At 64.1% G+C, this 25,213-nt stretch carries 25 protein-coding genes; 8 read left to right on the forward strand and 17 right to left on the reverse strand.

Features of this window, described 5'->3' with window-relative positions; translation table 11 throughout:
* The 5 genes from T8T21_RS17430 to T8T21_RS17450 form a co-directional block, all read right to left on the reverse strand.
* Window positions 1-858, reverse strand: coding sequence for a MurR/RpiR family transcriptional regulator (locus tag T8T21_RS17430; protein ID WP_322337935.1), 858 nt, complete (start codon window positions 856-858; stop codon window positions 1-3).
* Between the two features lie 4 nt (window positions 859-862).
* Window positions 863-1,846: an ABC transporter permease gene (locus T8T21_RS17435; protein WP_322337936.1), complete on the reverse strand. Its 984-nt coding sequence runs from the start codon at window positions 1,844-1,846 to the stop codon at window positions 863-865.
* Between the two features lie 8 nt (window positions 1,847-1,854).
* A complete protein-coding gene (locus T8T21_RS17440; RefSeq protein ID WP_322337937.1) occupies window positions 1,855-3,387 on the reverse strand; it encodes a sugar ABC transporter ATP-binding protein in 1,533 nt (510 codons plus the stop codon).
* A gap of 65 nt (window positions 3,388-3,452) precedes the next feature.
* Complete coding sequence (locus T8T21_RS17445) at window positions 3,453-4,499, reverse strand: sugar ABC transporter substrate-binding protein (RefSeq protein WP_322337938.1); 1,047 nt, start codon at window positions 4,497-4,499, stop codon at window positions 3,453-3,455.
* A 45-nt stretch (window positions 4,500-4,544) separates the two neighbouring features.
* Window positions 4,545-5,522 carry a sugar phosphate isomerase/epimerase family protein gene (locus T8T21_RS17450; RefSeq protein ID WP_322337939.1) on the reverse strand — a complete coding sequence of 326 codons (978 nt, stop codon included), beginning with the start codon at window positions 5,520-5,522 and terminating at the stop codon, window positions 4,545-4,547.
* A 110-nt stretch (window positions 5,523-5,632) separates the two neighbouring features.
* On the opposite strand from T8T21_RS17450, the gene T8T21_RS17455 reads away from it, so the two are divergent.
* The 7 genes from T8T21_RS17455 to T8T21_RS17485 all read left to right on the forward strand — a co-directional run bounded on the left by T8T21_RS17455 (window position 5,633) and on the right by T8T21_RS17485 (window position 12,176).
* A complete protein-coding gene (locus T8T21_RS17455; RefSeq protein ID WP_322337940.1) occupies window positions 5,633-6,535 on the forward strand; it encodes a LysR substrate-binding domain-containing protein in 903 nt (300 codons plus the stop codon).
* A gap of 169 nt (window positions 6,536-6,704) precedes the next feature.
* Window positions 6,705-8,066, forward strand: a complete 1,362-nt coding sequence (locus T8T21_RS17460; protein ID WP_322337941.1) for an NAD(P)H-dependent oxidoreductase — start codon at window positions 6,705-6,707, stop codon at window positions 8,064-8,066.
* Entirely contained in the window at window positions 8,063-8,356 is a 294-nt protein-coding gene (locus tag T8T21_RS17465; RefSeq protein ID WP_322337942.1) for a putative quinol monooxygenase, read from the forward strand. The genes T8T21_RS17460 and T8T21_RS17465 overlap by 4 nt, the downstream gene beginning before the upstream one ends.
* Window positions 8,353-9,249 (forward strand): NAD(P)-dependent oxidoreductase, encoded by an 897-nt coding sequence (locus T8T21_RS17470; protein WP_322337943.1) that lies wholly within the window; start codon window positions 8,353-8,355, stop codon window positions 9,247-9,249. The genes T8T21_RS17465 and T8T21_RS17470 overlap by 4 nt, the downstream gene beginning before the upstream one ends.
* A gap of 26 nt (window positions 9,250-9,275) precedes the next feature.
* The gene (locus tag T8T21_RS17475) at window positions 9,276-10,298 is read left to right on the forward strand and encodes a DctP family TRAP transporter solute-binding subunit (protein WP_322337944.1); all 1,023 of its coding nucleotides are present in this window, start codon (window positions 9,276-9,278) and stop codon (window positions 10,296-10,298) included.
* 50 nt (window positions 10,299-10,348) lie between these two features.
* A complete protein-coding gene (locus tag T8T21_RS17480) occupies window positions 10,349-10,903 on the forward strand; it encodes a TRAP transporter small permease (protein ID WP_322337945.1) in 555 nt (184 codons plus the stop codon).
* Between the two features lies 1 nt (window position 10,904).
* Window positions 10,905-12,176, forward strand: coding sequence for a TRAP transporter large permease (locus T8T21_RS17485; RefSeq protein WP_322337946.1), 1,272 nt, complete (start codon window positions 10,905-10,907; stop codon window positions 12,174-12,176).
* 229 nt (window positions 12,177-12,405) lie between these two features.
* On the opposite strand, the gene T8T21_RS17490 is transcribed toward T8T21_RS17485, so the two are convergent.
* Together T8T21_RS17490 and T8T21_RS17495 are read right to left on the reverse strand one after the other, a co-directional pair.
* A complete protein-coding gene (locus T8T21_RS17490; RefSeq protein ID WP_322337947.1) occupies window positions 12,406-12,720 on the reverse strand; it encodes a hypothetical protein in 315 nt (104 codons plus the stop codon).
* Between the two features lie 174 nt (window positions 12,721-12,894).
* Window positions 12,895-13,995: an HPP family protein gene (locus tag T8T21_RS17495; protein ID WP_322337948.1), complete on the reverse strand. Its 1,101-nt coding sequence runs from the start codon at window positions 13,993-13,995 to the stop codon at window positions 12,895-12,897.
* Window positions 13,996-14,617: 622 nt separating this feature from the next.
* Here T8T21_RS17495 and T8T21_RS17500 point away from each other — a divergent pair.
* Window positions 14,618-15,514, forward strand: a complete 897-nt coding sequence (locus tag T8T21_RS17500; RefSeq protein ID WP_322337949.1) for a LysR substrate-binding domain-containing protein — start codon at window positions 14,618-14,620, stop codon at window positions 15,512-15,514.
* A 31-nt stretch (window positions 15,515-15,545) separates the two neighbouring features.
* Here the strand turns inward: T8T21_RS17500 and T8T21_RS17505 are convergent, their stop codons facing one another.
* From T8T21_RS17505 to hemN, 10 genes are all read right to left on the reverse strand, one after another.
* Entirely contained in the window at window positions 15,546-16,115 is a 570-nt protein-coding gene (locus T8T21_RS17505; RefSeq protein ID WP_322337950.1) for a flavodoxin domain-containing protein, read from the reverse strand.
* Between the two features lie 156 nt (window positions 16,116-16,271).
* Window positions 16,272-17,153: a DUF2189 domain-containing protein gene (locus T8T21_RS17510; protein ID WP_322337951.1), complete on the reverse strand. Its 882-nt coding sequence runs from the start codon at window positions 17,151-17,153 to the stop codon at window positions 16,272-16,274.
* Window positions 17,147-17,335: a hypothetical protein gene (locus tag T8T21_RS17515; RefSeq protein WP_322337952.1), complete on the reverse strand. Its 189-nt coding sequence runs from the start codon at window positions 17,333-17,335 to the stop codon at window positions 17,147-17,149. The genes T8T21_RS17510 and T8T21_RS17515 overlap by 7 nt, the downstream gene beginning before the upstream one ends.
* Entirely contained in the window at window positions 17,332-18,204 is an 873-nt protein-coding gene (ccoP, locus tag T8T21_RS17520; protein WP_322337953.1) for a cytochrome-c oxidase, cbb3-type subunit III, read from the reverse strand. The genes T8T21_RS17515 and ccoP overlap by 4 nt, the downstream gene beginning before the upstream one ends.
* The gene (locus tag T8T21_RS17525) at window positions 18,195-18,365 is read right to left on the reverse strand and encodes a cbb3-type cytochrome c oxidase subunit 3 (RefSeq protein WP_322337954.1); all 171 of its coding nucleotides are present in this window, start codon (window positions 18,363-18,365) and stop codon (window positions 18,195-18,197) included. The genes ccoP and T8T21_RS17525 overlap by 10 nt, the downstream gene beginning before the upstream one ends.
* A gap of 2 nt (window positions 18,366-18,367) precedes the next feature.
* Complete coding sequence (ccoO, locus tag T8T21_RS17530) at window positions 18,368-19,153, reverse strand: cytochrome-c oxidase, cbb3-type subunit II (protein WP_322337955.1); 786 nt, start codon at window positions 19,151-19,153, stop codon at window positions 18,368-18,370.
* Window positions 19,154-19,157: 4 nt separating this feature from the next.
* Complete coding sequence (gene ccoN / locus T8T21_RS17535) at window positions 19,158-20,810, reverse strand: cytochrome-c oxidase, cbb3-type subunit I (RefSeq protein WP_322337956.1); 1,653 nt, start codon at window positions 20,808-20,810, stop codon at window positions 19,158-19,160.
* The gene (gene ccoS, locus T8T21_RS17540) at window positions 20,807-21,013 is read right to left on the reverse strand and encodes a cbb3-type cytochrome oxidase assembly protein CcoS (protein ID WP_407660149.1); all 207 of its coding nucleotides are present in this window, start codon (window positions 21,011-21,013) and stop codon (window positions 20,807-20,809) included. Before ccoS ends, ccoN begins: the two co-directional genes overlap by 4 nt.
* Window positions 21,010-23,109 (reverse strand): heavy metal translocating P-type ATPase, encoded by a 2,100-nt coding sequence (locus T8T21_RS17545; protein WP_322337957.1) that lies wholly within the window; start codon window positions 23,107-23,109, stop codon window positions 21,010-21,012. The genes ccoS and T8T21_RS17545 overlap by 4 nt, the downstream gene beginning before the upstream one ends.
* 470 nt (window positions 23,110-23,579) lie before the next feature.
* On the reverse strand, window positions 23,580-24,974 hold the full coding sequence (gene hemN / locus T8T21_RS17550) for an oxygen-independent coproporphyrinogen III oxidase (protein WP_322337958.1): 1,395 nt from the start codon (window positions 24,972-24,974) through the stop codon (window positions 23,580-23,582).
* Window positions 24,975-25,213 lie beyond the last annotated feature (239 nt).

The following is a 25,213-nucleotide window of genomic DNA, read 5'->3' on the forward strand; positions in this document are numbered from 1 at the left end:
CTACTTGTCGCGCTTGCCACCGATCGAGCGCATCGTCTTGGCCAGACGGGCCTCGGCGGCCGGAAAGTCGCGCTGCGCCACCGCGACGAAGATGGCGTCCATGATGTTGAGCTGCGCGATCCGCGCGGCCGCATTCTCGCCCAGGAGCGGAGAGCCTTGCGCGGTCGAACACAAGGTGACGTCCGCGATCTCCGCCAAAGGCGCATTCGAGTAATTGGTGAGCGCGATGGTGCGCGCCCCATTGGCCCGGGCGAGCCGCGTCGCCTCGAGCACGGCGGAGGTTGCGCCCGAATGCGAGAACGCCACCACCACGTCGTCCGGGCCAAGCAGAGAGGCCGACATCAGCATCATGTGCGCGTCGTCCTGGACATTGGCGCGCAGGCCGATCCGCAGAAACTTGTGCGCCACATCCCGCGCGATCTGCGCCGAGCCGCCCAGCCCGTAGAAGTCGCGATTACGCGCTCCGTGCAACAAGGCGGCGGCCCGCTCGAACGCCTCCATGTCGAGGATCGACATGGTTTCCTCCAGCGCCTGAACGGCGGTGTTGAACACCTTGCGGACGATGTCGGCTGCGCTGTCCTCGGGCGAAATCTCCGCATGCAGCGAGGCCACGTCGGACTGGCGATACTCCACCAGTGCCTCACGGAAATCTCGGTAGCCGTTGAAGCCGAGCTTCTTGGCGATCTTGACGATCATCGCGTCCGAGACGCCGGCCTCTTCGGCCACCTCGCGCAAGGAGGTGGTGAGATCGAGATCCGCACGCCCCGTCATGGTGTCGACGACCCGCGCCTCGAGCGGTGTCAGCGACGGGGTCCGCATCCTGACCTGAGCGCCGACGGTGCGCGGATCGATCTTCATGGTCTCAGCCTCTCCCCCGCGTGGCACGGTCAATCAACATGGCAAGGATGATGATAATGCCGGTGGCGAGGAGTTGATAGAACGCCTGCACGTTCATCAGCGTCAGGCCGTTGCGCAGCGAGCCGAGGATCACCGCACCCAGCAGCGTGCCGACAACCGACCCCTTGCCGCCCATCAGGGAGGCGCCGCCGATCGCCGCCGCCGCGATGGCGTCGAGTTCCCACAGGTTGCCCATGGTGGGATCGGCCGCTCCAAGACGCCCGGTCAGGATGAGTGCGGCCACCGAGGCCAATCCCCCCGACAACACGTAAACGGTGATCTTGGTGCGCGCGACCGGCACGCCTGCAATCCGTGCGGCTTCCTGGTTGCCGCCCACGGCCAGGATATATTCACCGAAGGGGCTTCGGTTCAGCACCACCCATAGCAGGGCCGCGATCACGCCGATGATGACGACCGGCACCGGTACACCCAGGACATCGCCGTTGATCACCGCGCGGAACTCCTGCGGAATCCCGAAGATCGGGTTACCGCCCGTGAAGATCAGCGCCAGCGCTCGATAGAGCGATAGCCCGCCCAGTGTGACGATGAAGGGCTGCAGGCCGGCAAAGGCGATCAGCGTTCCGTTGAATAGGCCGCATGTCATGCCGGTGGCAAGGGCCGCCAGGATGGCGAGGGGCACCGGCACGCCTGCGGCCATCAGGGCCGCGCCGGCCACGGCCGATAGGGCAGCGGTGGGACCAACGGAAAGATCGATGCCACCGGAAATGATGACGAAGGTCATGCCGAGCGCGATGCAGGCGTTGATCGAGGATTGCTGCAAGATGTTGAGCAGGTTGGGCGCCGTCAGGAAGACCGGGTTGAGGCTCGCGAAGACGATGAGGATCAGGATCAGGCCAAGAAGCGTTCCGGCGTCGCGCAGGCTCAGGGACGCTGGCAGGACGGACCGTAGCCCACGGGCTGGGGTTGTGGCGTCGGTGGTGTCGGTCATTTTGGAGCTCATGCGGGTTCGGCGGCCAGGGACCGGCCACGGCGTTTCGATTGGGGGATGGCGTGAGCGGCGATGTTCGCTTCCGTGATGTCAGCGCCTGCCAATGTGGCCGCGATCTGACCTTCTCGCATCACCATGACGCGGTCGGACAGACGCAGGATTTCCGGCAGCTCGGAGCTGACCACCAGGATCGCCTTGCCCTGGGCGGCCAGCTTTTCGATCAGATCGTAGATTTCGGACTTCGCGCCTATGTCGATCCCACGGGTCGGCTCGTCAAACAGCAGGATGTCCACGTCGGCAGCGAGCCAACGACCGATGATGGCTTTCTGCTGATTGCCGCCCGAGAACTGGCCGATGGCCCGATCGACATTGGGGGGTCGCAGGTTCATCTGCCGCATGAGGTCCGTCGCCTCCTGCCTCAGCGCCCGGCGGCGGATCAGCCCCATTCGGCTGAAACGACGCATCGAGGGCAGCGCGATGTTGGAGGCGACCGAGCGATCGCGCACGATGCCGTCCTTCTTGCGCTCCTCGGGGACCAGCCCGATGCCTGCCGCGATCGCCTCACGCGGCGAACGGAAGACGTGGGACCGGCCATTCACTTCGATACGGCCCGATCGTGCCCGGTCGATGCCCGCCACCAGGCGCAGGAGTTCGGTGCGCCCCGAGCCGACCAGACCGGCAAGCCCCAACACCTCGCCCTTGTGCAGCGTGAAGGACGCGTCCTGGATCATGCGGCCGTCGCCGAGGCTTTCCACCCGCAGCGCGGGGGTGGCGGTGGCGTGGCTCACGTGGCGCTCGTGCTGAATGTCGCGACCGACCATGCGCGAGACCACCTCGGCCTCGCTGGTCTCGGCGAGATCCACCGTCGCGATGAAGCGGCCGTCGCGCAGGATCGTCGCGCGCTGGCAGACACGGAATACCTCGTCCATCTTGTGCGAAACGTAGATGATCGACACGCCTTCCTGGCGTAGGCGTTCGATCAGTGCGGCGAGGCTTTCGAATTCGGACGGAGTGAGCGAGGAGGTCGGCTCGTCCATGGCGATGATCTTCGCCTCGTAGAGCAGCGCCCTGGCGATTTCGACGATCTGCTGCTGCGCCACTTTCAGCTCGTGGATCGGGCGGGCCGGATCGATTGTGGGATCAAGATCGGCCAGGATTTCCCGAGCGCGGGCTTCCTGCGCACGGCGAGCGACAAGCAGGCCGCCCGCCGCCTTGAGCGGCCGTCCAAGGTAAAGGTTCTGAGCAACGGTGAGAGCCGGGATATGTTGAAGTTCCTGGTGGATCATCGCGATCCCGGCGGCGCGCGCATCGCCTGGGCGGTGGAGGTCGAGCCTCTGGCCATCGACACGGATTTCGCCCGCGTTGGCCTTGAGTACGCCCGACAAGACGTTGAGCATCGTCGACTTGCCGGCACCGTTCTCGCCCAGCAGGCCATGGACCTCGCCAGGGCGCACGTCGAAGGACACACCGTCGAGCGCCTTGATCCCAGGGAAGCCTTTCTCGATGCCTGCCACTGCAAGGCGCGGGGTTTGGGAAACCATGTCGGATCCTTCCGGATACGGGCGGCGCGCGCAGGGAGGTACGCGCGCCGCCTCTGGGATGCCGGTTACTGCGCGAGGAGCGTGTCGCGCAGCGCTGCGGTATCCTCGACAGCATACTGCTCGATGTTGTCGGCGGTGATCAACGCTTGCGGTGTTGCCACCACACGCGGCAGGTCCTGCCCGGCGACAAGACGCAGCGCAACCTCCATCGCCACCTCTCCGGTGAGCACCGGGAAGCTGTCGACCGTGCCAGTGAGATCACCGGCGCGGATCGAGGCGTAGGCGTCCGAGATGCCGTCGGTGCCGAACACCGCGACCTGCTCCTGCAGGCCGGCATTCTTCACCGCCTCGACCACGCCGAGCGCCATGCCGTCGTTGTTGGCATAGAAGCCGATCAGATCGGGATGCTGCTGCAGAATTGTGGACGCCGCGTCGTAGGCCTGCTCGCGGCTCCAGTTGGCGGGAACGCTGGCCACCACCTCGAAGCCCTCTGCCTCCTCGATCGTCGCCGTGAAGCCATCGGTGCGCTGGCCGGCGGCGAAGACGCCGGGCTGGCCTTCGATCACCGCGAGCTTGCCGCCCTCGGTGTTGTCGATGAACCACTGTGCCACGCGCACGCCATTGTCGCGCTGCACGTTGCCGACATAGTGCTCGACCGAGGGAATGACCGCGTCGTTGACGTTGAGCACGGGAATGCCTTGCGCACGTGCTGTCTCGAGCGCCGGCTGCAGGTTGTTGTCAGTCTGCGGCGAGAACAGCAGCGCGTCGTAGCCCTGCAGGATCATGTTCTCGGCGATCGAGAGCTGGCCAAGCTGATCCCCTTCCGAAGGTGCGGCCTGATAGGCAAATTTCACGTCGTATTCCTGGGCAAGGTTCTCGTAACCCTCACCCAGAGACCGCCAGTATTCGTTGGTCAGCGTCTTGGAGACGCCACCCACCGCAGTGCCCGCCTCCGGCGCGGGCAGCTCGCCGAAGCGCGCGTCGAGCTCGCTCCAGTCCATCCGATCGGGCTCCTCGTCGGAATTGAGCGGGGCGAGATCCTGGGCCATGGCGACATTGGCCATGCCCAGAACAGTGCCTGCCATCAGCAGGGTCTTCAGCTTCGAGGTCATCAGGTTTCCTCCCTTTACGATGATCTTGAGACTTGTGAAGTCGGGTCAGGCGCCGGCCAGAATGCGCTGGATCGCGCGTTGGGCGGCGGGCGAGTTCTGCGTGGCGATGGCGCCATGCAACGCATTGTCGGCATCGACGCGGTCGGCCATGCCCATCAGGCGCTCGACCATCTCGATGTTGGCGGCGCACTCCTCTACCGGATCGATGCCGGACGCATCCGGGAAGGTGTCGAAGTAAATGACGCCGTCGTAGCCGTCGCGGCGGATCCGCCAGAGCAGTTCCAACGTGGCCTGGGGATGCACGGACCCCACCATCAGCCCATCGTCGCGCTTGGCATAGCCGTCATTGAGGTGGACGCCCAAGAGCCTCGAGCGACGCGCGATCAGGGTTGCGGCGAAAGCGGGCATCTCGTCCGCATACAGCACGTGGGCAAAATCGAGCGTGACCCCGAGATTGGGCGCTCCCGCCTCGTCGATCGCCAAGAGCGTCGTGGCCACATCGGGCAAAAGCGCGAAGGAGCGGGGCTCGTTCGCCTTGTATTCGATGGAAATCATGCAGTCCGAGGCATGCTCCGCCACTTCGCGGATGGCGCTCACCTCGTCGTCCCACATCTGTCCATAATCGCCCTGGAAGCTGTAGTCGAAACCGTCCTGCCCCATCCACAGGGTCATCAGCGGGGCGTCCATCTCCAGCGCCGCGTCGATGCCCCGCTTGGTCAGGTCGATCGCCTCACGCCGTACAGCCCTGTCGGGATGGGTAAAGGCGCCGAGCTTGAAAGCGGGGTTCGTGTAGTAGCGCATGGCGAGACCGTTGATCCCGAGCCCCATGGCCTCGATCTCTTCCTTCACGGTGCGCGGGTCATCCGTGACGTGGTCGGGATAGTTCAGATCGACATGGGTCAGGCCCGGCACCCGCGCGGCGCGGCGCGCCATCATCAGCGCCGTAGGTTTTCCCTGCAGATCTGGCCATTCCACCTCGGCCTTGGCGGCGAAGGAATTCAGGCGGGTTGCGAATCGTGTCATGGTGCCTCCAGCTTTCTTCACGTGTAATCGTGAAACTGTGAAGTTTGCAATAGGGCTTTTGCTGCCCTTTCGGATGCGGTGGAATGCCGTGGGCAGAAGGAGGGCAAGTCATGACGCCGTTTCGGGCCATCGCGGTGTTCTACCATGTCGCCACGCTGAACTCCGTCATGGCAGCTGCTGATCAGCTCGGCGTCACGGCCTCGGCGGTCAGCCAGCAACTGCGTGCGCTTGAGGCGCAGGTCGGCACGGTGCTGGTCACCCGACAGGGTCGCCGTATCCGACTAACCGAAGCTGGGGAGCGTTATTTCGAGCTGATCTCGGACCAGGTAGAGGGCCTGATCCGTGCGACGGAAACGATGCGTGGTACCCGCACGACAGCAACGCTCACCATCCGAGCTACCCCAACGGTCTCCACAAAATGGTTGCTGCCGCGCCTGCCCGGCTTTCTCGATGCCAATCCAAGTATCGATGTTCGCCTTGACGGCACCAACGAGCCAACCGATTTCGCCCGTGATCCCGTCGATCTGGAAATTCGCCATGGCACGGGGCGTTGGCCCGGACTTCACGTATTGCCACTGGCCGAAGAAAGTTTCGTTCCCGTTTGCGCTCCGCGCCTGGCACCACCGAGATCGATTGGCCCCGAGGACCTCGTCAATTTCCGCCTGATCCAATCCCTCAAGGCTCAAGTGCAGTGGCCTGCTTGGTTCGCAGCGCAGGACCTGCCCACTCCGAACATGGCGAGGCGGCTGAGTTTCGATCGATCGCACATGGCAGTGGATGCGGCTGTTTTAGGATTGGGGGTGGCCTTGGAAAGTACGCTCATGATGGAGCGCGAACTTGCCGGGGGTATGCTGGTTCAACCCCTTCGCGATGCTCCCGCGATCCGCATCACCACCCAGTGGCTGGTCTGTCCACCCGCCAACCTGCGCCGTAGCAGGGTACGGCGGTTCATCGATTGGATCGCCGCCGAGGCTCGCTCGTGGCAGATCTCGCAATCTGGTCCCAACGGTTAGAATTACTAATCGGTCGTCCAGAAAACTTAAATTGTTCTCATTCAGCCATACAGCGATCTTATGCCTGTCAGGTCGATCCCGGCCTGCGGGGGGAGCACCGTTCGGACATGTCGCACATGGTGCGCACCCCTGCCCCATCCCGGCCGCAGAGGCCTGAACGGAGTCCCCTATGAATCTCTCGACCATGCTCAGCGAACGCAATGCCGCCGGACGACCTGTGCGTGTTGGCCTGATCGGCGCCGGCAAGTTCGGTTCAATGGTGCTGGCACAGGCCCGCAAGATCGACGGATACCAGATCGTCGGCATCGCTGACCTCGACGGCGCCAAGGCACGAGCCGCGCTCAAGCGGACCGGCTGGAACGAAGAGGAATACGCTGCCACCTCCCTCTCAGATGCGCATGACACCGGTCGCGCCTTCGTGACGGAGGATGCAGGCGCACTCTGTGCCTTCGAAGGGATCGACTGCATCATCGAAGCCACCGGTCACCCGATCGCCGGCACCCGCCACGCGCTCGCGGCGATCGATGGCGGCAAGCACATCGTCATGGTCAATGTCGAGGCCGATGTGATGTGCGGCCCGATCCTGGCGCGGATGGCCCGAGAAAGAGGCTTGGTCTATTCGATGGCCTACGGCGATCAGCCCGCCTTCATCTGCGAACTGGTCGATTGGGTCCGCGCCACTGGCTTTGAACTGGTATCCGCTGGCAAAGGCATGAACTTCCAGCCCGAATACCGCTACTCGACCCCCGATACGGTCTGGGGCTACTTCGGTTGGTCCGATGAATTCGTCGCCAAGGGCGACTTCAATCCCAAGATGTACAATTCCTTCACAGATGGCACCAAGGCCGCAATCGAGATGGCGGCCGTTGCCAACGGCACTGGGCTGGATTGTCCCGACGACGGTTTGGGGTTCTATCCTGCCGGACTGCATGACCTTGCGCAGGTCTTCAAGCCGGCCTCCGAAGGGGGGCGGCTGCCCACCACCGGCCTCGTCGACATTGCGGCCAGCCAAGAGCCGGACGGCCGCGAGGTCTTCAACAACATCCGCTATGGCATGTTCGTCACCTTCAGAGCGCCCGACGCGTACACCCGCGACTGTTTCGAGCAGTACGGTCTGCTCACTGACCGCTCCGGCTGGTACGGATCGATGTGGCGGCCCTTCCATTTGATCGGTCTTGAAACCTCCGTTTCGGTTCTCTCGGCGGTGCTGCGTGGCGAACCCACCGGGACACCGCGGGAATTTCGCGGCGACGCAGTGGCAACTGCCAAAGCAGATCTCAAGGCCGGGAGTTTCCTTGACGGCGAAGGTGGTTTCGCCACATGGGCCAAGGCGATCCCCGCCCGGGTCTCCACCGCACATGACGCGCTGCCCATGGGGCTTGCGCATCACGTCAAACTCAAGCGTGACATTCCGCGCGATCAGATCGTTCGGATGTCGGATGTCGAATTCACGGAAGATCTCGATGTTGTCGAATTGCGCCGGCGCATGGTCCGCGAGATGGGGCCGAAAGTCGCGGAGGCCGCCGAATGAGCTTCGTCGTGGTGCCGCGCTTCAAGCTGACCGACCAACGGCTCGACGCCTTTCTGGAGGCGGCGCAGAATGACGCGTCGCGTTCTCTGGCGGACGAGGCGGGTTGCCACCAGTTCGACATATGTGTCGATCGCAGCTCACAACCTGTCGAAGTGCTCTTCTACGAGGTCTACGCCGACCGCTCTGCATTCGAAGCCCATCTCCGTACGGCGCACGTGGCCGCCTTCCGGGCAGCGATCCTGTCGGGCGAGGAAGGCCCCGTGCAATTTTTCGACCGGGCTGCGGCATGAAACAGGTTGCCGTCCTCGGAACGGGTTTGATGGGTGGGCCGATGGCACGCAGCCTCGCGCGGGCCGGGTTTACCGTCAGGGCGTGGAACCGCGATCGTGCCAAGGCGCAGGCCTTGGGGAACGGGATCGCGGTCGCCGACACCTCTGTTGAAGCCGTGGAAGGGGCAGATGCTGTCATCGTCATGTTGTCGTCCGGACCTGTTTGCGAGGAGGTGTTGTTCGGTCCCTCGGGTGCGGCGCACAAGATGTCCCCAGGAGCCCTCCTCATTGTCATGTCCTCGATCGGCCAGCACGAAGCCGAGGCCATGGCGAGACTGGCGGGGGAACTCGGCTTGCGCTGGATCGACGCCCCTGTCTCAGGGGGCACCCCTGCGGCCGAAGCCGGTACGCTTTCGATCATGGCAGGTGGGGCGGCATCTGACATCGACGCAGCCTGGCCGATCTTCGACGCGATGGGCCGGGTCACCCTTGTTGGTCCCGCCGGGGCGGGAGCACTGACCAAGCTCGTGAACCAGGTGGTCGTGGCAACCACGATCGTCTCGATTTCGGAGGCCATGCTTCTGGCACAGGCGGGTGGCGCGGATCCTTCCCGGGTGCGGGAGGCACTCTTGGGCGGCTTTGCGGCGTCGCGGATTCTCGACCTGCACGGGGCTCGGATGATCGAGAGCGACTACGCTCCCGGGGGGCCAGCGAAATACCAGATCAAGGATACGCGGGCGGCGCGCGCCGTTGCGGACCGCCTCGGGCTCGATCTGCCTGCATTGAACCTCGCAGATCAACTCTTCACCGATCTCGTCGCACATGGCGGCGGCGATCTCGACCACTCAGCCTTGTTCCTGGAGCTCCTGCGGCGAAATGGCCTGCCGGTGCCCGGAACTCTGTTGCACCACTGAACCGTCTCAAGAGGGAGGAGACCCTGATGACCTACACTATCACCCGCCGCCGGATAATGGCACAGATTGGAGGCACGGCCGCCATTGCTTCGGGCTTCGGCCTGCAGGCACGGCCCGTCTGGGCTGCCACCAGCCTGCGGCTTGCCGTGCCCGATCCGGCCGAAAGCTCGGTTGGCCGGGCCGCCACCCGTTTCGCCGAGCTGGTGTCTGAGAAGACCGGCGGAGAGGTAACCATTCAGGTATTTCCCGATGGTCTGTTGTTCGGGAAAGACCAGAACGCGGCGGTCAACCAACTTGGATCCGGGGCGCTTGACGGGCTGATCCTTGCAAGCTCCGTCTACGCTTCATTCGAGCCCAAGATGAACGCGATTTCGCTGCCCTACCTGTTCTCTGACTACGACCAGCTGCGCGCCTATCTTGGCGGTGCCCCAGGACAACAGCTTCTCGCGTCGCTTGATCGGCTCGGCATCCATGGCCTGGGGTTCTTTCTGCGCACCTTCCGGAACGTGACAACGCGCGACACGCCAATCACGACCGCCGAGGACTTTTCGGGCGTAACGCTGCGCACCCCGAATAATCCGCTGTTCGTTTCGCTGTTCAAGGCGCTCGGCGCGAACCCGACCCCGATGGCCTTCTCCGAGGTTTACTCGGCACTGCAGCTCAAGGCGATCGATGGGCAGGAAAACCCGGTAGAGGTGCCGTGGAACAACCGTCTTTACGAAGTGCAGGGCCATCTCAACATGACCCAGCATCTGGCCGACAGTTTTCTCGTCGCGCTGTCAGGGCAGGCTTGGGACAAGATCCCGGAGGCGCACCACGCCGCCGTGGAAGAGGCGGCTGCTGAAATGATCACCGAGCACGACGACCAGGAAATTGCTCAGGAAGCCGAGATCATCGAGAAGCTCAAAGATGCCGGCATGCAGGTAAACCAGTTCGCTGATGGGGAACTGGCACGCGTTCAGGACATCGCGCGTGGCATCTATGCGGACTATGAGGACCAGATCGGGGCCGAGTTCATGGCCGAGAGCCTCGCCTTCGTACAGAACTGATCAACGGTGGGCGATCGAGGAGGTCGCCCACCTTCTAAGGGAGGGGCGAAATGAAATGGATCGACCGTTTGCTCTGGCGCGTCGTTGACACCGTGATAGCGGTCAGTGTGCTCGGCATGGTCATGCTCATCGCCTTGCAGGTCGGTTCTCGGCTGGCTGGGGCCTCCATTGCTTGGACGGAGGAGTTGTCACGCCTGCTGTTCATTTGGACAATCTGGCTCGGTCTCGGGACAGGGTTTCGGCATGGCGCACACCCCTCTCTCTCGGTGCTAACCTCCCTCTTGCCCCCGCGCGCGGCTGTGGCTTTGAAACTTCTTCCGCCTCTCGCCGCCATGATCCTCTTCGCCCTGGTCGCCTGGCACGGCACTGAGCTGCTGCATCAGCAGCTACGGTTCGGAGAACAGTCGGCTATCCTGCAGGTAGGCATGTGGCTCTTTACCTTGCCCCTGGTTTTGGGTGCGGGGCTATCGATGCTCGGCGCTGCGCTTCACACGATCGAGGCGATCTGTAGCGAGAAGGGCAATGATCCTATCGAGCAGCCCCCTGCAGGTGGAGCCAGCAATAGCGCGGCCGAAACCGCTACTCCCGTCATGGAGGGACATTGAAATGAGTGCGACGCTACTCCTCGTCTTTGCCGTCCTTGCCATCCTTGGGATACCGCTCTCGGTTTCGCTTGGCCTAGCCACGGTCGGCACACTGTGGTGGTTCGACCTGCCACTATCGATGCTGACCCAGTCGATGGCGACCTCGATCAACTCGTTCCTGTTGATCGCAGTGCCGCTATTCATTCTCGCCGGTCAGATCATGGAGCGCGGCGGCCTCTCGGAACGGATCTTCGATGCGGCAGAGGCCATGGTAGGGCGGATGCGCGGCGGGCTGGGACATGTCAATATCGCCTCTTCATTCGTTTTCGGAGGGATATCGGGCTCTTCAGTGGCTGATATCGCGAGCCTCGGGCCGATCACCATTCGCTCGATGACCTCCCGCGGCTACCCTTTGCCCTATTCGGCGGCGCTGACACTGATCACGTCGACCTTGGCAACATTGGTGCCGCCCTCGATCCTCATCATCGTCGCGGCCGCCGCTGCCGGGCAATCTGTGGGCGGCGCACTGGCGGGGGGTCTTGGACCGGGGTTGCTGCTGGCTTTCGCGCTGGCGAGTTACAATGTCTTTGCGGCGCGCCGATATGGCTATGGTACGTTGAGCGCGTTCGATGGTCGCCGGATGCTACGTGCACTCCTGCGTGCCGCCCCGTCGGTTGGCGCGCCGGTCATCATTCTGACGGGTATGTTCTCGGGCATTGTCACCCCGACAGAAGCGGCCGGCCTGGCGGTGCTGTATACCTTTTCAGTTGCAGCGCTGGTACACCGAGAAGCGGGCTGGCGGGACCTTTGGGATCTCACGGTGCTGGCCGGTCAGTCTGCGGGATCGGTACTCCTCATCCTGATGGTGGCAAGCGCGGCAACCTTCGTCTTCACGGTCGACATGTTGCCGCAGAAGGCATCCGGTGTCCTGTCGCTGCTCGGCGGCTCGGGTTTCACCACGTTGCTACTGATGGGGCTGATCTTTTTGATCGTGGGCATGCTCATGGATATTGTCGCCGCCGCGCTGATGCTGATCCCCGTGCTGATGCCTGCCGCCATGGCCGCGGGCGTGCATCCGATGCATTTCCTCATCTTCATGGTAGCAAGCCTTGCAGTGGGCCTTGCTTCACCCCCCGTTGGCACCTGCCTTTTTGCCACCGCCTATGTCTCGAAGGTCCCTGCCGAGAAAATCGTCATCGCCGCATTGCCGTTCTACGCCATCAACATCATTGTCCTGCTGCTCGTCGCCGCGCTGCCGCAGATCGTGCTTTGGCCTATGGCATGGCTGACGTAATGTGACCTGACAGGGGAATGGCGTTTACAAAGCTATGCCTTCAGCTTTCCGTCCCGGTGTCGGCGCAATCTTGCAATGGCCTGGTGATCCCGCGGGATGCGCAATCCTGAAGCATTGACGTCTGGCTTGCGCTCGTGAAGCGTGAACCGGCGAGTGGTCCTCGCGCATCATGGATGCCTGTCTTGGCAACCTTCCCTTCCTGCTCGCCATCGCCGATGGCGGGCATTTTTCACAGGCGGTTGCCCCAAGGCTTCCGACCGCCCAACCGCGCTGCGACGGTCACCCGCCTTCCCTCCGCATCGGCAAAGCCGTTCAAGGCACCGGGGCGGGCGTGCCAGAGATCGACGGCGCCAGCCCGGAATGCGGTCACGTCGTCCGGAAACAAGGTGACGCCTGTCACCGTGACCAGTTGGCTTTCTATTCGCGTCCGCATGCCGATGTCGCCGGGCAGAACCATTTCCAAGCGACGGGCAAGCTCCGCTGGCTGACCATCGGGGGCGCAGGCGAGGATCATGCGGCCAGAAATAGCGATCGTGTAAGTCATGCAAGGCAAGCTAGGCGCGATGCTGCACCTGCACAATATCGGCGATATGGTTCAGTGGTGTGCCAAGCTACGCAGCTTGAGAGAGTAACCAAACACCCGACGATGGAGAAGATAACCAGCCGCGCGATGACGCGCGGAGGATTCCTCGACCCGTGACGAGACTGGGCGGAACGATTATGCCGCGGAGCGCTCTTCGGCGCCACTCAGCAGCAGCCGGATCATGTCGGAGCGGGTCAGGATACCGACCAGCCGCCCGTCCCTTTCCACCGGTATGACCTCGGTTCCCTGAACGGCCAGCCGGTTTAACAGAACCCCGACCGCCAGATCATGGGGGGCGGCACAATCGGCCGCGCGCATGACATCGGCGACGGTGCATGGGGCAGCGATCTGCTGTTGCGCCCCAAAGCCGCTCCCGGCTGCCATCGGGGCGAGAAGATCGGATTGAAGCACGAGGCCGCGCAGCCTCATGCCCTCCTCCACGACGGGGAGGCTCTTGATGGCATGGGCGCGAAAAAGCTGTGCTGCCTCGGTCAACGTCGTGCCGGGCTGCACGGTGATGAGATTCTTGGTCATGATGTCGGCGCAGGTCGTGCCCGCGAAGCGATGCTGCGCCGCTTCTGCCTCTGCGGCCGCGAGCAGCCGTCCAAGGTCAGCGATGCCAACATTCGTCGACTGATTGAATCGCTCCAGCAGCGCACCGAGTTGTTCGGTCGATAGCCCCAGTCGCAATGCGGGATCTTGGACGCCGTCCGCGTCCGGATGGCGGAACGGGTAGGCCCGGCCCGTCATCCGATTGTAGATGATGGCCGCAAGGACCAGCGCAGCCGTCGTCACCCCCACGGGCATCAGCGCGAAGACCGGCCCGGCCTCCAGCGCCAGCGCCGGGTCGAGCGCCATCAGCAGGGCAACGGCCCCACCGGGAGGGTGCAGGGCGCGCATGACCATCATCGCGGCGATCGCGGTGCCGACCGCCATGCCGGCCGTCCAGGGTGCGGGGACAAACCGGATCGCGAGCAGCGCAATCAGGGCCGAGGTCACGTTGCCCACGATTGCGGACCAGGGCTGAGCAAGCGGCGAGTTCGGCACACAGAAGACCAGCACCGCCGTCGCGCCGAGCGGCGCCACGAGAAAGAGCTCCGGACCAGCCCAGGTGGCGCCCAAGCTCACCAGCGCGGCGCAGAGGCTGATGCCGATCAAGGCCCCGAAACCGGCCCGCAGTTGCTCGGATCTCTGAGACGCCGGCAGCGCGGGATAGAATTGATGCCAGGCGCGCATTCGGGTTTCTCCGAGAGCAGCGCGCGAAGCTGAATGCTTTCGCGCTGTCGTCGTGTCTGCCTGATTCCTGAGCAGAGGTGAAACCGGCAGTCGGGCTGGGAAGGAGATAGGGACACCCTACCTTCGGCCCGCGGCCTCATCGGGACAGACGTGCTCCATCGTCCAAAGCAATCGAAACGCTGATCTTGCCCACAGCGGCCATGGTCCTTATCGGGTTAGGCGAAGAAGCCTACACACCTTCCAGAACCAGGTCTTCTCAATGGCAGCAACATAGAAGGTCGGATGCTGGGGTTGTTGCCGGTCCCAAGCCAGCCGGTCAGCTGCAACTGCTCGCCGCCATCATCGGTTCTACCTGAGGCGGGCCCGATGCCGCCACCATTCGACAGGTTCATGCTGCTCACCGCATAGGCCGACATCTCGCCGCAGATGCTCGTTGTCGCGAGGCAGGTAGTTTCTTCGCCAGGGGACAGCTTTGAACGCAAATGAAAACATGGTCTGATCTCCAGGCTGGTGGAAGCTTACCCCTTGATCATCAGGCCTGGAGAAGGTCGAGTGAAACGGATAGCCGACATGCATTCCATCAATTCCGCTCATGATAGTTGAATCCACGGCCCTACCTTCGATGACCTGCCTGCGCGCATTCGCGGCGGTGGCCGAACTGCGCAACTTCACACGGGCTGCAGAGGCGCTCGGCCTGACGCAGACAGCGGTAAGCCACCAGATCGCGCAACTCGAGGCGTTCGTCGGGCAGCCGGTCTTCGTTCGGGATCGGTCGGGCGCTTCGCTTACACCGCTCGGCCGGTCGCTTCAGCCCTCGGTCGAGGGCGGCCTGGCACTCTTGCGCGATGGTTTTGCCGCCGCACGTCGAGCCGCAATGGCGGGCCGGCTCGTGATCCAGACGACGCCCGAGTTCGGCACGCAGTGGTTGGCACCGCGGCTCGAGCAGTTCCTGAAGGCGCATCCTGACATCAGCCTCAGCCTCTCAATGGATTACCGGCGAGCGGATCTGCACGCAGGAGAAGCGGATCTGGCGATCTGGCTCGGCGGCGGGAGCCCGGAGCACGAAAGTCTGCGCCTCGGGCTCGAAGAGGAGTTCGCGGTTTGCTCTCCGGATCTTGCGGATCGCCTACCCGAAACCCAAGCCTTCAACGCCGCACCGCTGCTGCGCTACAAGGGCGGCCGCCATACGGTGCTCGACTGGGAACGCTGGCTGGTCCAGATCTACGGGGAGCAGATAATTAACGACACCGAGATCGCGCGGCATCTCTCGGACAGGACGATCGGAGAGTTCGTGTCCTTTTCCGAAATGCTGAAGGCCTGTCGCCAAGGGCGTGGTTTCGCGCTGGTACGCTCATCCCTCGTGGCTGACGACCTCGCCACAGGACGACTGCTGCGGCCTGTCGAGGAGACCACGGTTTCGGACCTCCAACATCACCTTGTCATCGACCGCGCGTCGGCGCTGCGGCCCGAGATCCAAGCATTCCGGGACTGGATCATTAAGGAGGCCAGCGGAAGCTGAAGACTTGTCGCGCCTGCGTCGGGTCTCGGGCTCAGCCCGAAACAGATGCAGATACCGAAGCTCTTGAGTGGATCAATCGCGGCGACATGAAATCCCACAGGGTCGCCTCCAGGCGAGCCCAGTCAGTGAATTCGTGCTCTTCTTCATTCGGGTCATAGTCGCGCCCGCGCAACACGACGTGCCGCACCACCTGCTGCGCGAAGTAGTCGTATTTCCTGGTGCGGACGGCGCCCGCGACCAGTGCGGGATGGCTTGGCGTGAAGCGTGTGCGCATCATCATCTCTACCAGGTAATCCTCCGCCTCCTCGAGGCCCTCCGGGAAAGCAGCGCTGAGGCTGACGGAGATCAGCAGCGTCGGATGCGCCTCCAACGCGTGTCGATGCGCGGCAAGAAAGACCTCGAGCGCCATGGGATGGCGCCTTTCATGGACGGACCCGGCGAGAATGATCCTCTCGGCGTTTTCGAGATCGATACTGGCCTTCTTGTCCGCGGCATCGAACAGGGCAACATCGTGGCCCGCATTTCGCAGCATGTCTTGGGCGAAATGTGCGATCTTTCGAGTTTGCCCCTCAAGACTTGCAAAGAGGATGACGACCTTCATTGTGGCTCTCCTGTTGCGGGTACGGTCCGTTCATGACCGGCATCGAAAACATGCGCTCTGCGGGTTTGACCCGCCTTGTCCGAGATCAAACCGTGCGCGGTTCGGCCCTCCTGCGGGCGAGACATCCACAGGAGGGATCGGCGAGCTCACGCCGGCTCAGGCGGGACGGATGAACATTCGCTCGGCATCGCCGGTCTGCCGGTCATCGGCGCGGATCGCGCGGTAGGCATGCCACGTGGCATGGCCGAGCACGGGAAACACGATGATCAACCCTGCGAAGGCCGTCAGCACACAAACCACGAACAGCGCGAAGACGACAGCGCCCCAGGCCAGCATGACGGCCAGGTTGTTCCACACCATCGCCATGCTGATCCCGAGCGCCGAGAGCGCGTCAGTTCTTTCCTGAAGCAGCATCGGCACCCCGAACACGCTGATCGCGAAGGCGAAGGCCGCGAACAGCGCGCCCACGGTCCCGCCCACCAACAACAGCGCCCACCCTGTCGGCGTCAGGAACAGCATCGGCACGATCTCGTTCATGCCGGGAAACGGGTTGATGCCGAAGAAGAGCGCATAGATCAGCACTGCGGCGCGCATCCATAGCAGGAACAGCCCCAGAAGCAGGACCCCCATGAACAGCGCCTGGTGGCCCGAACGGGGTCGAACGAAGAGCATTTGCCCGAGGCTGGTCCTCTTGCCCCCCTCGAGGCGCCGGCTCTTCTCGTAAAGGCCATTGGCGATCAGCGGACCGATCACCATGAAGCCTGCCAGGGCCGGGAATAGCGCATATCCCAACCCGAGCCGGACCATCAGCCAGACGATCGAGGCCGAAAGCATGAAGACGCCAGTCCCGTAGGCAAGGCTCGGTCCGGGATCGGCGCGCAGGTCCCGCCAACCTGCGTTTAGCCAACTCAAGGCGGTGCTCACAGGCAGGTTGCGTGCATGCGGGTTCGGGGTCGGCAGCGGCGGCACGACCTTGGGGATGGCACCCGCGGCATGCGGGTTGTCCGGGGGCGGCGGATCGGTGCGGTTGCTCAGCATGCGGGTTTCGCCGCGCGGAACGCGGCGCCTTCCAAGGACGATGACAGGACGCAGTCGGGCTGCGAGGCGAAGGAGACGGCGATGAGATGGGCATTGGCTGCGGCGAAGATGGCGATCACCGCAACGCAAAGGGCAAGGCCCGCGAGACGCGCCCGGATCGGAGTTTCGAACCAAGCCGTCATGGCGCCGCCTCCCCTGCCAGATCCTGCAAGTAGACAGTGAGCATCTTGCGATCGGCGAGGCTCAGACGCTCCTCCCACGCGGGCATCATGCCTTGCCGACCGTCCCAGATCGTCCGGTAAACCGCGTGCTCATCGCCGCCATAGATCCAGAAATCATCCGTCAGATCCGGCGCACCAATGTCGGTATTGCCCTGCCCTTCGACCCCATGACAGCTCGAACAGTTCTCGGCGAAGATCGTGGCCCCGACTTCGCGGATTTCCGGCGCGGTCTCGGTGCCCGACAGCGACCGCACATAGCTTACGACGCTGCGGATTTTGCCGCGCGACAGGATCCCGTCGCGCCCGAAAGCCAGCATCTGGGCCCATCGCGTGTCCGGATGTTGCGCGTTGATGCCGACACGCAGTGTTTCCATCACCGCCTCGGCGTCGCCGCCCCAAAGCCAGGCCTCGTCGACGAGGCTCGGGAACCCCGGGCCCCCGGTGGCCGCCGCACCGTGGCAGGCCGCGCAGTTGTCGCCAAAGAGCGCCGGCGCCGTGCTCGCGATCCGCGACATCAATTCGGGATCGGCGCGGATTTCCTCGATCGGCATTTCGTCGATCGCGGAAAGCCAGTCGCTCCTTGCAAGGCCGGCACGCAGGATGTCCTGCTCGACCTCTTCCTGTTGATCGATCCCCAGGACACCCTTGGTATAGCTCGACACCAGCGGCCAGGCGGGCAGCAGGATCCAGACGGCAAGCGCCCAGACATGGGTGACGATGATGGCGATCCAGACGATGCGGGGCACGCGGGTGTTCAACTCGGTGATCCCGTCCCACTCGTGCCCGGTGGTCTGATGACCCGTCAGCGGGTCGCGGTCCTTTACCGACATGGTCCGTCCTCGTCGTTCAGAATGCTCTTCGCCGCCTTGTCGAACCGGCCCCCAAGGGACGGCCAGAAGGCGTAGAGCGTGATGCCGACCGACAGCGCGATCAGGTAGAAAAGCCCGAAGGATTTCGAGAAGCCCACGAACAGCTCGTGCGAGATTTCCATGCTCATCCCTCCGGTACGGGCTGGATTTGCGCAGGCAGATCGGTGAGCCGCCCGAGGACCTGCAGGTAGGCCACCAGCGCATCCATCTCGCTCACCCTGTCGGCGGTGCCGTCGAACAGGCGCACGGCGGTCTCCTCGCCGTAGCGGTCGAACACCCCGTCGGCACGGTCTGTGTCGGGCAGCGCCTGTCCGATCGCGTCGACCGAGGCCGAGGCGATCATCTCGTCGCTGTAGGGCACACCGACCGCGCGCAATGCCGCCAACCTGTCGGGCAGGCTTTCGACATCGAGCCCCGCATCGAGCAGGAAGGCGTAGTGCGGCATCACCGATTCCGGCACCAGCGCGCGCGGATCGACCAAGTGGCGCACGTGCCAATCGTCGGAATATTTCTCACCCAGCCGGGCGAGATCCGGTCCGGTGCGCTTGGAGCCCCAGAGCATCGGGTGATCGTATTGCGACTCCGCGGCCAGCGAATAGGGACCGTAGCGCTCGACCTCATCGCGCAAGGCACGGATCATCTGGCTGTGACAGGCGTAGCAACCCTCGCGGATATAGATGTCGCGCCCGGCTTGTTCGAGCGGCGTGTAGAGCCGCATGTCGGGCGCCGCCTCGACCGTCTCGTCGATGGTGAAGAGCGGCGCGATCTCGATGAAGCCGCCGATCCCGGCCGCGACGATGATCGCGGCGGTGAGGCCGAGCGAATGCCGCTCGAGCCGGTAATGTACCTTGGCGTGGCCCTCGAAGAAGGCGGCGAAGGGTTTCAGGAGGGGTTTGAAGATGGTCTTCATCGGATCACTCCGCGACCGGCAGGGCCGGCTCCATGGTCTCGGACGTGGTGGGGTGGTCGCGCGCGGGCACTTGATGCGGCACGTGGCGGATTGTCATCACCACGTTCCACGCGCCAATGATCGCGCCGGTGACGAACAGCAGACCGCCGAAGGCGCGCGCCACGTAGTAGGGGTGCATCGCCACGAGGCTGTCGGTGAAGGAATATCGCAGCGTGCCGCTCTCGCCGTAGGTGCGCCACATCAGCCCCTGGATGATGCCGCTGTTCCACATCGCGAAGACGTAGATGACGGTCCCTGCAAGGGCGAGCCAGAAGTGCCACTCGACCGCCTTCCACGAATACATCGTCTCGCGCCGCCACAGGCCCGGAACCAGCGCGTAGATCGACCCGAAGGTGATCAGCGCCACCCAACCCATCGCGCCCGCATGGACATGGCCGATGGTCCAGTCCGTGTAGTGCGACAGCCCGTTGACCGGGCGGATCGCCATGAACGAGCCCTCGAAGGTCGACAGGCCATAAAACACCGCCGCCACCATCATGAAGCGCAGCGTCGCGTCGTCGCGCACCTTGTGCCACGCGCCGTTGAGCGTCATCAGCGCGTTCCCGGCGCTGGCCCAGGACGGCACCAGCAGCATCACCGAAAAGGTCATCCCCAGCGTCTGCACCCAGTGCGGCAGCGCAGTGTAGTGCAGGTGGTGCGAACCGGCCCAGATGTAGAAGAAGGTGATCCCCCAGAACGACAGGATCGACAGCCGGTAGGAATAGATCGGCCGCTCGGCGCGCTTGGGCAGGAAGTAATAGAGCATGCCCAGAAAGCCCGAGGTCAGGAAGAACGCGACCGCGTTGTGCCCGTACCACCACTGGGTCATCGCGTCCTGCACGCCCGAGAAGGCCGAGTAGCTCTTGGCCCCGGTCCACGAGGCGGGCACCGCGAGGTTGTTGACGATGTGCAGCACCGCCACGACGAGAATGAAGGCGAGATAATACCAGTTGGCGACGTAGATATGCGGCTCGCGGCGTCGCGCCAGCGTGCGGATATAGAGCGTGAAATAGACCACCCAGACGACCACAAGCCAGATGTCGGCATACCATTCGGGCTCGGCGTATTCCTTGGATTGGGTGACACCCATCAGGTAGCCGCTCGCGGCGATGATGCAGAACAGGTTGAAGCCGAAAAGCACGAACCACGGCGCGACCTGCCCGGGCATTCGCGCGCGCGAGGTGCGCTGCATGATGTGAAATGAGGTGGCAATCAGCGCGTTGCCGCCAAAGCCGAATATCACGCCCGAGGTATGGACCGGGCGCAGCCGCCCAAAGCCCGACCATGCCGCGTCGAAGCGCAGGTCCGGCCACGCCAGTTGCGCTGCGACCCACACCCCCATGCCCATCGCGATCACTGCCCAGGCAAGCGCAATCAGGATGCCGACCTTGGTGGGGTCGTCATAGTAGGCAAGGCCGCGGTCCTCTGGCTCGTCGGTCCCGTAAGCGGCACGAGCCAGAAGGCCGAAGAACAGGGCGAAGAAGATCAGCACGATCCAGCCATGCGCGCCCATCGGATCGCCCTGCCCGGCCGCGGCCATGGCGAGACCCGCCACCATGCCGGCCAGCGTGATCAGCATCGCCGCCCCGCGTTCCGCCTGGGTCAAGCTCGATATCATGTCGTCGTCTCCTTCGAAATCGTGTCGCGGCGCGGGGAGGCGCGTTTGGGTGTCAGTGGCCTGTCCTGGGCATCGAACAGGATGCGCTCGGCATCACCGGAGAGATCCTCGTACTGACCGTTTCGCAGGCTCCAGAAGAAGGCCGCGAGGCCGATGGCGCCCATGGCGAGGGTCACCGGGATCAGGAAGGCCAGAACGCTCATGCCGGCATCATCAGGGCTTGTGGCTCCGGCCGGGCCTTGGGCAACGCAAGACGCCCGTTCAGCCTCAGCGCGTTGCCGATGACCAAAATCGACGAGCCGGACATCGCCAGCGCCGCGATCAGCGGCGTGACCAGGCCCGCCATGGCCAGCGGAATGGCGATACAGTTGTAGGCTATGGCGAGGGCGAAGTTCTGCCGCACGATCCGCGCGGTGGCACGTGCAAGCCCGTAAGTCGCCGGCACGGCATCGAGCGTCTCGCGCAGGATCACGAAATCGGCCGCGGTGCGGCCCGCCTCGGATGCGCTCGCCGGTGCCATCGAGACATGCGCGGCCGCCAGGGCCGCCGCGTCGTTGAGCCCGTCGCCGACCATCAACGTGCGGTGGCCGCGGTCGCGCAGCCCGTCGAGCAGCGCCACCTTCTGCGCGGGCGTCGCGCCATGATGCACCTCGTCGATCCCGGTGATCGCTGCGACCCGGGCCGCGCGGTCATCCCCATCCCCCGACAGAAGCGCCACGGGCAGGCCCGTTGCCTTGAGAGCTGCCACGGCATCTCGTGCCGCGGGTCGCAGCGTCTCGTCGAGATCGAACATGCGGGCCGGCTGCCCTTCGATAGCAAATGCAGGGCCGGTCTCGGGCCGAGGCCCTGTGGCAATCTCGGCGACCCAGGTCGCACGACCCAGCCTTGCGCGCCGGTCCTGCACCACCCCCTCTACGCCGAGGCCAGGATGCTCCGTCACGTCGTCAGCCGTCATGGCGGGCGCGTCGATCTGCGCGGCAATGGCGCGCGCCGCAGGGTGGCGCGATCGCTGGGCCAGAGCCTTGGCAATTGCCCGTTCCTCCGCGTGGTTCGGTCCCCCGGCGATCCGAGGCATGCCCGTGGTCAGCGTGCCGGTCTTGTCGAACAGCGCACAGTCGATCTCGGCCAGCCGTTCCAAGGCCGCGCCATCCTTCATCAGCACGCCCTCGCGCATCAGCCGACCGGCTGCCACGACATGCGCCACCGGCACTGCGAGACCGAGCGCGCAGGGGCAGGTGATGATCAGCACGCTGATCGCGACGAAGGCAGAAGCCTGCCAGTCGCGCGTGGCCCACAGCCAGCCGGCAAAGGTCACGAGCGCCAGGAGATGCACGACGGGCGCGTAGAGCCGCGCCGCCCGGTCGGCGATGCGCACGTAGCTGCCACGTCCGCCTTCGGCAGCACCCAGCATCCGCATCATTTCGGCGAGGAAAGAAGTGCTGGCGGGGCGCAGCACCTCGACCTCGATCTCCCCGGTGAGGTTCAACGTACCAGCTTCGAGATCCGTGCCCGGTCCGGCAGACACGGGCATCGCCTCACCGGTGACGATCGATCGATCGAGATCGGTGGCGCCGTGCCGGATCCGCGCATCGACCGGCAGCCGTTCGCCAGCCGCGACGATCAGCAGCATGCCCGGCGCGATCTCCTCCTTGGGAAGCCATTCCTGACCGCCATCCGCCAGCAGGCGCATGGCACCTTTCGGCGCGAGCTTCGCGAGGCCCGTGACGGCGCTACGGGCGCGGTCCCGCATCAGCTGGTCGAGATAGCGCCCCGTAAGCAGGAAAAAGAGCAAGGTCACAGCCGCATCGAAGAACACCTCGTCGCCGCCACGCGCTGTCTCGAACAGACTCAGCGCCACCGCCAGAAGAATTGCGAGCGCGATCGGCACGTCCATGTTGAGCCGCCGGGCCTTCAGCGCTGACAGCGCGGACCGAAAGAAGGGCTGTCCGGCATAGGCCACCACGGGCAGCGCGATCAGCCCGGAGATCAGGTGGAATGTCTCGCGCATGACGCCGTCCGCTCCGGCCCACACCGCGACCGAAAGCAGCATGACGTTCATCGCGCCGAAGCCTGCCACCGCCATGGCGCGTAGCAGCCCCGGACCCTCACCTTTCGGATCTGCTTGTGGGTCAGCCTCGATAGGATGAACCTCGTGGCCGAGAGCTTCGAGCCTCTCAAGGATCGGGAGTGGATCGTCATCGGCTCGCGCCAAGATCACCCGCACCTGCTTCAGCGTCAGGTTGGCCCGCGCCGACACGACTTGGGGCAGTTCGGCCAGAGACCGTTCGACCGCGGCCACGCAACCGCCACAGCGCAATCCCGGAACCGAAAGCAGGCAAGACCCCTGCCCGGCTGCCGTCGGTCGGACCATCGTCTGACGCTCGGCGCGGGAGCGCGGATCGGTTTTCCATCGGCCCGATGCCGGCGTTGCAGGCCCATGGCTTTCGTTGTTGTCCATCTTCATTGCGATCCCTCGGATTTCCCCCGCCGGACGGAGCGGAGTTGCGCTCCTTTCCCCCCCGCCGACGATCACTCGCACCATCAGGCACTCGTATCCCCGGGGTGTGGCACCATCCGGCAAGAGCCGGTTTGATCCAGATCAAGCAAATGGCAGTTTCAACTTCATGGCCGGTTCCCGGTCTGAACAGAGCTCGACGCTCGTCCCCCTCGTCGCCGAAGGAGCGCCTCCGGTGCGCCTGCGCAAACACCTGCAACTGAGGAAGAAGCGGTGCTCATGTCTCGATATGTTGAAAGGCGCCTTTCTCCGGCTCAGCTGGCTTTGCTGAACCTGCCCTCCGACCGCTCGAGCGCGGGGTCGAACCGCGAGGCAATCAGTCTCGTGCAAAGAGGAGAGGTGACCGTGATCCTCGTGCCCTCCAGGCGGGCAGCGCCCGGCATCTGCTTGACCGCATCCCGCGCAATGCGAATGAACGGCTCCAAGTTGGCGTCGTGACGCGTGCAACAGTCCGCCAGGTCCACGCTGCCGCTGCACATCAGCGCTTCGATGATATCGGCATGAAGCCGGTCACTCGGCGAAAGAAGATGTCCGCGCACTGTAGCCAGTGCGCCACCGCTCAGGGCGGATTGCCACTGCCCGGTGACTGGCGCGTTCTGGGCATAGCCTTGGACAAATCGCGAAACCGCCGATGGCCCTAATCCGATTAGAGTTGAAGCTTCATCCGTCGTGTAGCCCTGGAAGTTCCGCCGCAGCGTTCCGGCCCGTGCGGCCACGGCCAGCGCATCATGCGGCAGGGCATAATGATCGATGCCGACAGGGACGTAGCCGTTCGCGATCAATGCCTCGCGTGCCATCGAGGACTGCGCCACGCGCTCTTGCGAGTTCGGCAGGACATGATCGGGGATCAACCGCTGCCTTCGCGACATCCAAGGCACATGGGCATAGCCGTAAAGAGCAATCCGATCCGGTCGCATCTCGAGAACGCTTCGCAGGGTATCGGCGAGGGTGGCTTGGGATTGATGCGGTAGCCCGTAAAGCAGATCGAAGTTGATGGCCCCGATACCCCGGTCGCGGAGAGCCTGCACCGTCTCGGCCGTCAACTCAGCGCTTTGCTGTCGGCCAATCGCAGACTGCACAGTCGGGTCGAAATCCTGCACACCGATCGACGCTCGGGTCAATCCGTGCGCAACCAGCCGGTCAAGACGTGCGCCGTCGCATTCCGCTGGATCTATCTCGACCGAGAACTCCCTGTCATCTTCATCGGCGAACGATGCGGCAATCATCGCCGCGAGCCGGTCAAGGCGGTCAGGAGACAAAAGGGTAGGCGTGCCCCCGCCAAGGTGGAGCGCGGAGACTTGAAGCCGGACCGGCAGCCTTGCCCGAACCATGGCGATCTCCTCTTCGAGATGATCGAGGTAACGATCGACGGGCTCGTCGGAGCGCGCGCCTTGCGTGTGACAGGCACAGAACCAGCACAATCGCCGGCAAAACGGCACATGGATATAGAGCGAAACCGACGCGCCATCCGGGACCGCATCAAGCCAGCTCGCCATTTGGGCCGGCCCCACGTCCGAGGAAAAGCGGTTGGCAGGCGGAAAGCTCGTGTATCGGGGCACACGCGCTTCGAGAAGATCGGAGGGGAAAGGGATATGCTTCATGGTGGCATGATCGGGGTCAAGGCGACGAATGGCCTTGATGCAGATCAAATCCGCTCAAAATCCTGAGCAAGCTCCATTCACCATGTCAAGAAGCGCTGGCTTGTAGAGGTGGCGGTTCTGACGTGCTCACCGAAATCGTGCTCCGTGGGCGCCATGAAACCGGCTCCGGCTCAATGGCACCGCGAGACTGTCAGCTGCTCGCAATAGGCGAGGATCCCGTATGCGCCTGATGGGCATGGCTTGATCAGGATCAAGACACAGTCGCTCTCGAGGGCCGTATTAAAGGA

This window comes from Limimaricola variabilis (assembly GCF_034371605.1).
GTDB lineage: Bacteria > Pseudomonadota > Alphaproteobacteria > Rhodobacterales > Rhodobacteraceae > Limimaricola > Limimaricola variabilis.

Bases quoted from the DNA above. Each gene is read 5' to 3' on its own strand.
- ccoS (WP_407660149.1), bottom strand. From the start codon at position 21,013: ATGAGCGTTCTGGCCTTCCTGATCCCGGTGACCCTCGCCATGGGCGCC.
- ccoP (WP_322337953.1), bottom strand. From the start codon at position 18,204: ATGTCGGTAAAGGACCGCGACCCGCTGACGGGTCATCAGACCACCGGG.
- T8T21_RS17455 (WP_322337940.1), top strand. From the start codon at position 5,633: ATGACGCCGTTTCGGGCCATCGCGGTGTTCTACCATGTCGCCACGCTG.
- T8T21_RS17470 (WP_322337943.1), top strand. From the start codon at position 8,353: ATGAAACAGGTTGCCGTCCTCGGAACGGGTTTGATGGGTGGGCCGATG.
- T8T21_RS17440 (WP_322337937.1), bottom strand. From the start codon at position 3,387: ATGGTTTCCCAAACCCCGCGCCTTGCAGTGGCAGGCATCGAGAAAGGC.
- T8T21_RS17435 (WP_322337936.1), bottom strand. From the start codon at position 1,846: ATGACCGACACCACCGACGCCACAACCCCAGCCCGTGGGCTACGGTCC.
- T8T21_RS17495 (WP_322337948.1), bottom strand. From the start codon at position 13,995: ATGCGCGCCTGGCATCAATTCTATCCCGCGCTGCCGGCGTCTCAGAGA.
- T8T21_RS17450 (WP_322337939.1), bottom strand. From the start codon at position 5,522: ATGACACGATTCGCAACCCGCCTGAATTCCTTCGCCGCCAAGGCCGAG.
- T8T21_RS17505 (WP_322337950.1), bottom strand. From the start codon at position 16,115: ATGAAGGTCGTCATCCTCTTTGCAAGTCTTGAGGGGCAAACTCGAAAG.
- ccoN (WP_322337956.1), bottom strand. From the start codon at position 20,810: ATGATATCGAGCTTGACCCAGGCGGAACGCGGGGCGGCGATGCTGATC.
- T8T21_RS17430 (WP_322337935.1), bottom strand. From the start codon at position 858: ATGAAGATCGATCCGCGCACCGTCGGCGCTCAGGTCAGGATGCGGACC.
- T8T21_RS17515 (WP_322337952.1), bottom strand. From the start codon at position 17,335: ATGACGGCTTGGTTCGAAACTCCGATCCGGGCGCGTCTCGCGGGCCTT.
- T8T21_RS17510 (WP_322337951.1), bottom strand. From the start codon at position 17,153: ATGCTGAGCAACCGCACCGATCCGCCGCCCCCGGACAACCCGCATGCC.
- T8T21_RS17490 (WP_322337947.1), bottom strand. From the start codon at position 12,720: ATGACTTACACGATCGCTATTTCTGGCCGCATGATCCTCGCCTGCGCC.
- T8T21_RS17480 (WP_322337945.1), top strand. From the start codon at position 10,349: ATGAAATGGATCGACCGTTTGCTCTGGCGCGTCGTTGACACCGTGATA.
- ccoO (WP_322337955.1), bottom strand. From the start codon at position 19,153: ATGAAGACCATCTTCAAACCCCTCCTGAAACCCTTCGCCGCCTTCTTC.
- T8T21_RS17460 (WP_322337941.1), top strand. From the start codon at position 6,705: ATGAATCTCTCGACCATGCTCAGCGAACGCAATGCCGCCGGACGACCT.
- T8T21_RS17485 (WP_322337946.1), top strand. From the start codon at position 10,905: ATGAGTGCGACGCTACTCCTCGTCTTTGCCGTCCTTGCCATCCTTGGG.
- T8T21_RS17465 (WP_322337942.1), top strand. From the start codon at position 8,063: ATGAGCTTCGTCGTGGTGCCGCGCTTCAAGCTGACCGACCAACGGCTC.
- T8T21_RS17445 (WP_322337938.1), bottom strand. From the start codon at position 4,499: ATGACCTCGAAGCTGAAGACCCTGCTGATGGCAGGCACTGTTCTGGGC.
- T8T21_RS17525 (WP_322337954.1), bottom strand. From the start codon at position 18,365: ATGGAAATCTCGCACGAGCTGTTCGTGGGCTTCTCGAAATCCTTCGGG.
- T8T21_RS17475 (WP_322337944.1), top strand. From the start codon at position 9,276: ATGACCTACACTATCACCCGCCGCCGGATAATGGCACAGATTGGAGGC.
- T8T21_RS17500 (WP_322337949.1), top strand. From the start codon at position 14,618: ATGACCTGCCTGCGCGCATTCGCGGCGGTGGCCGAACTGCGCAACTTC.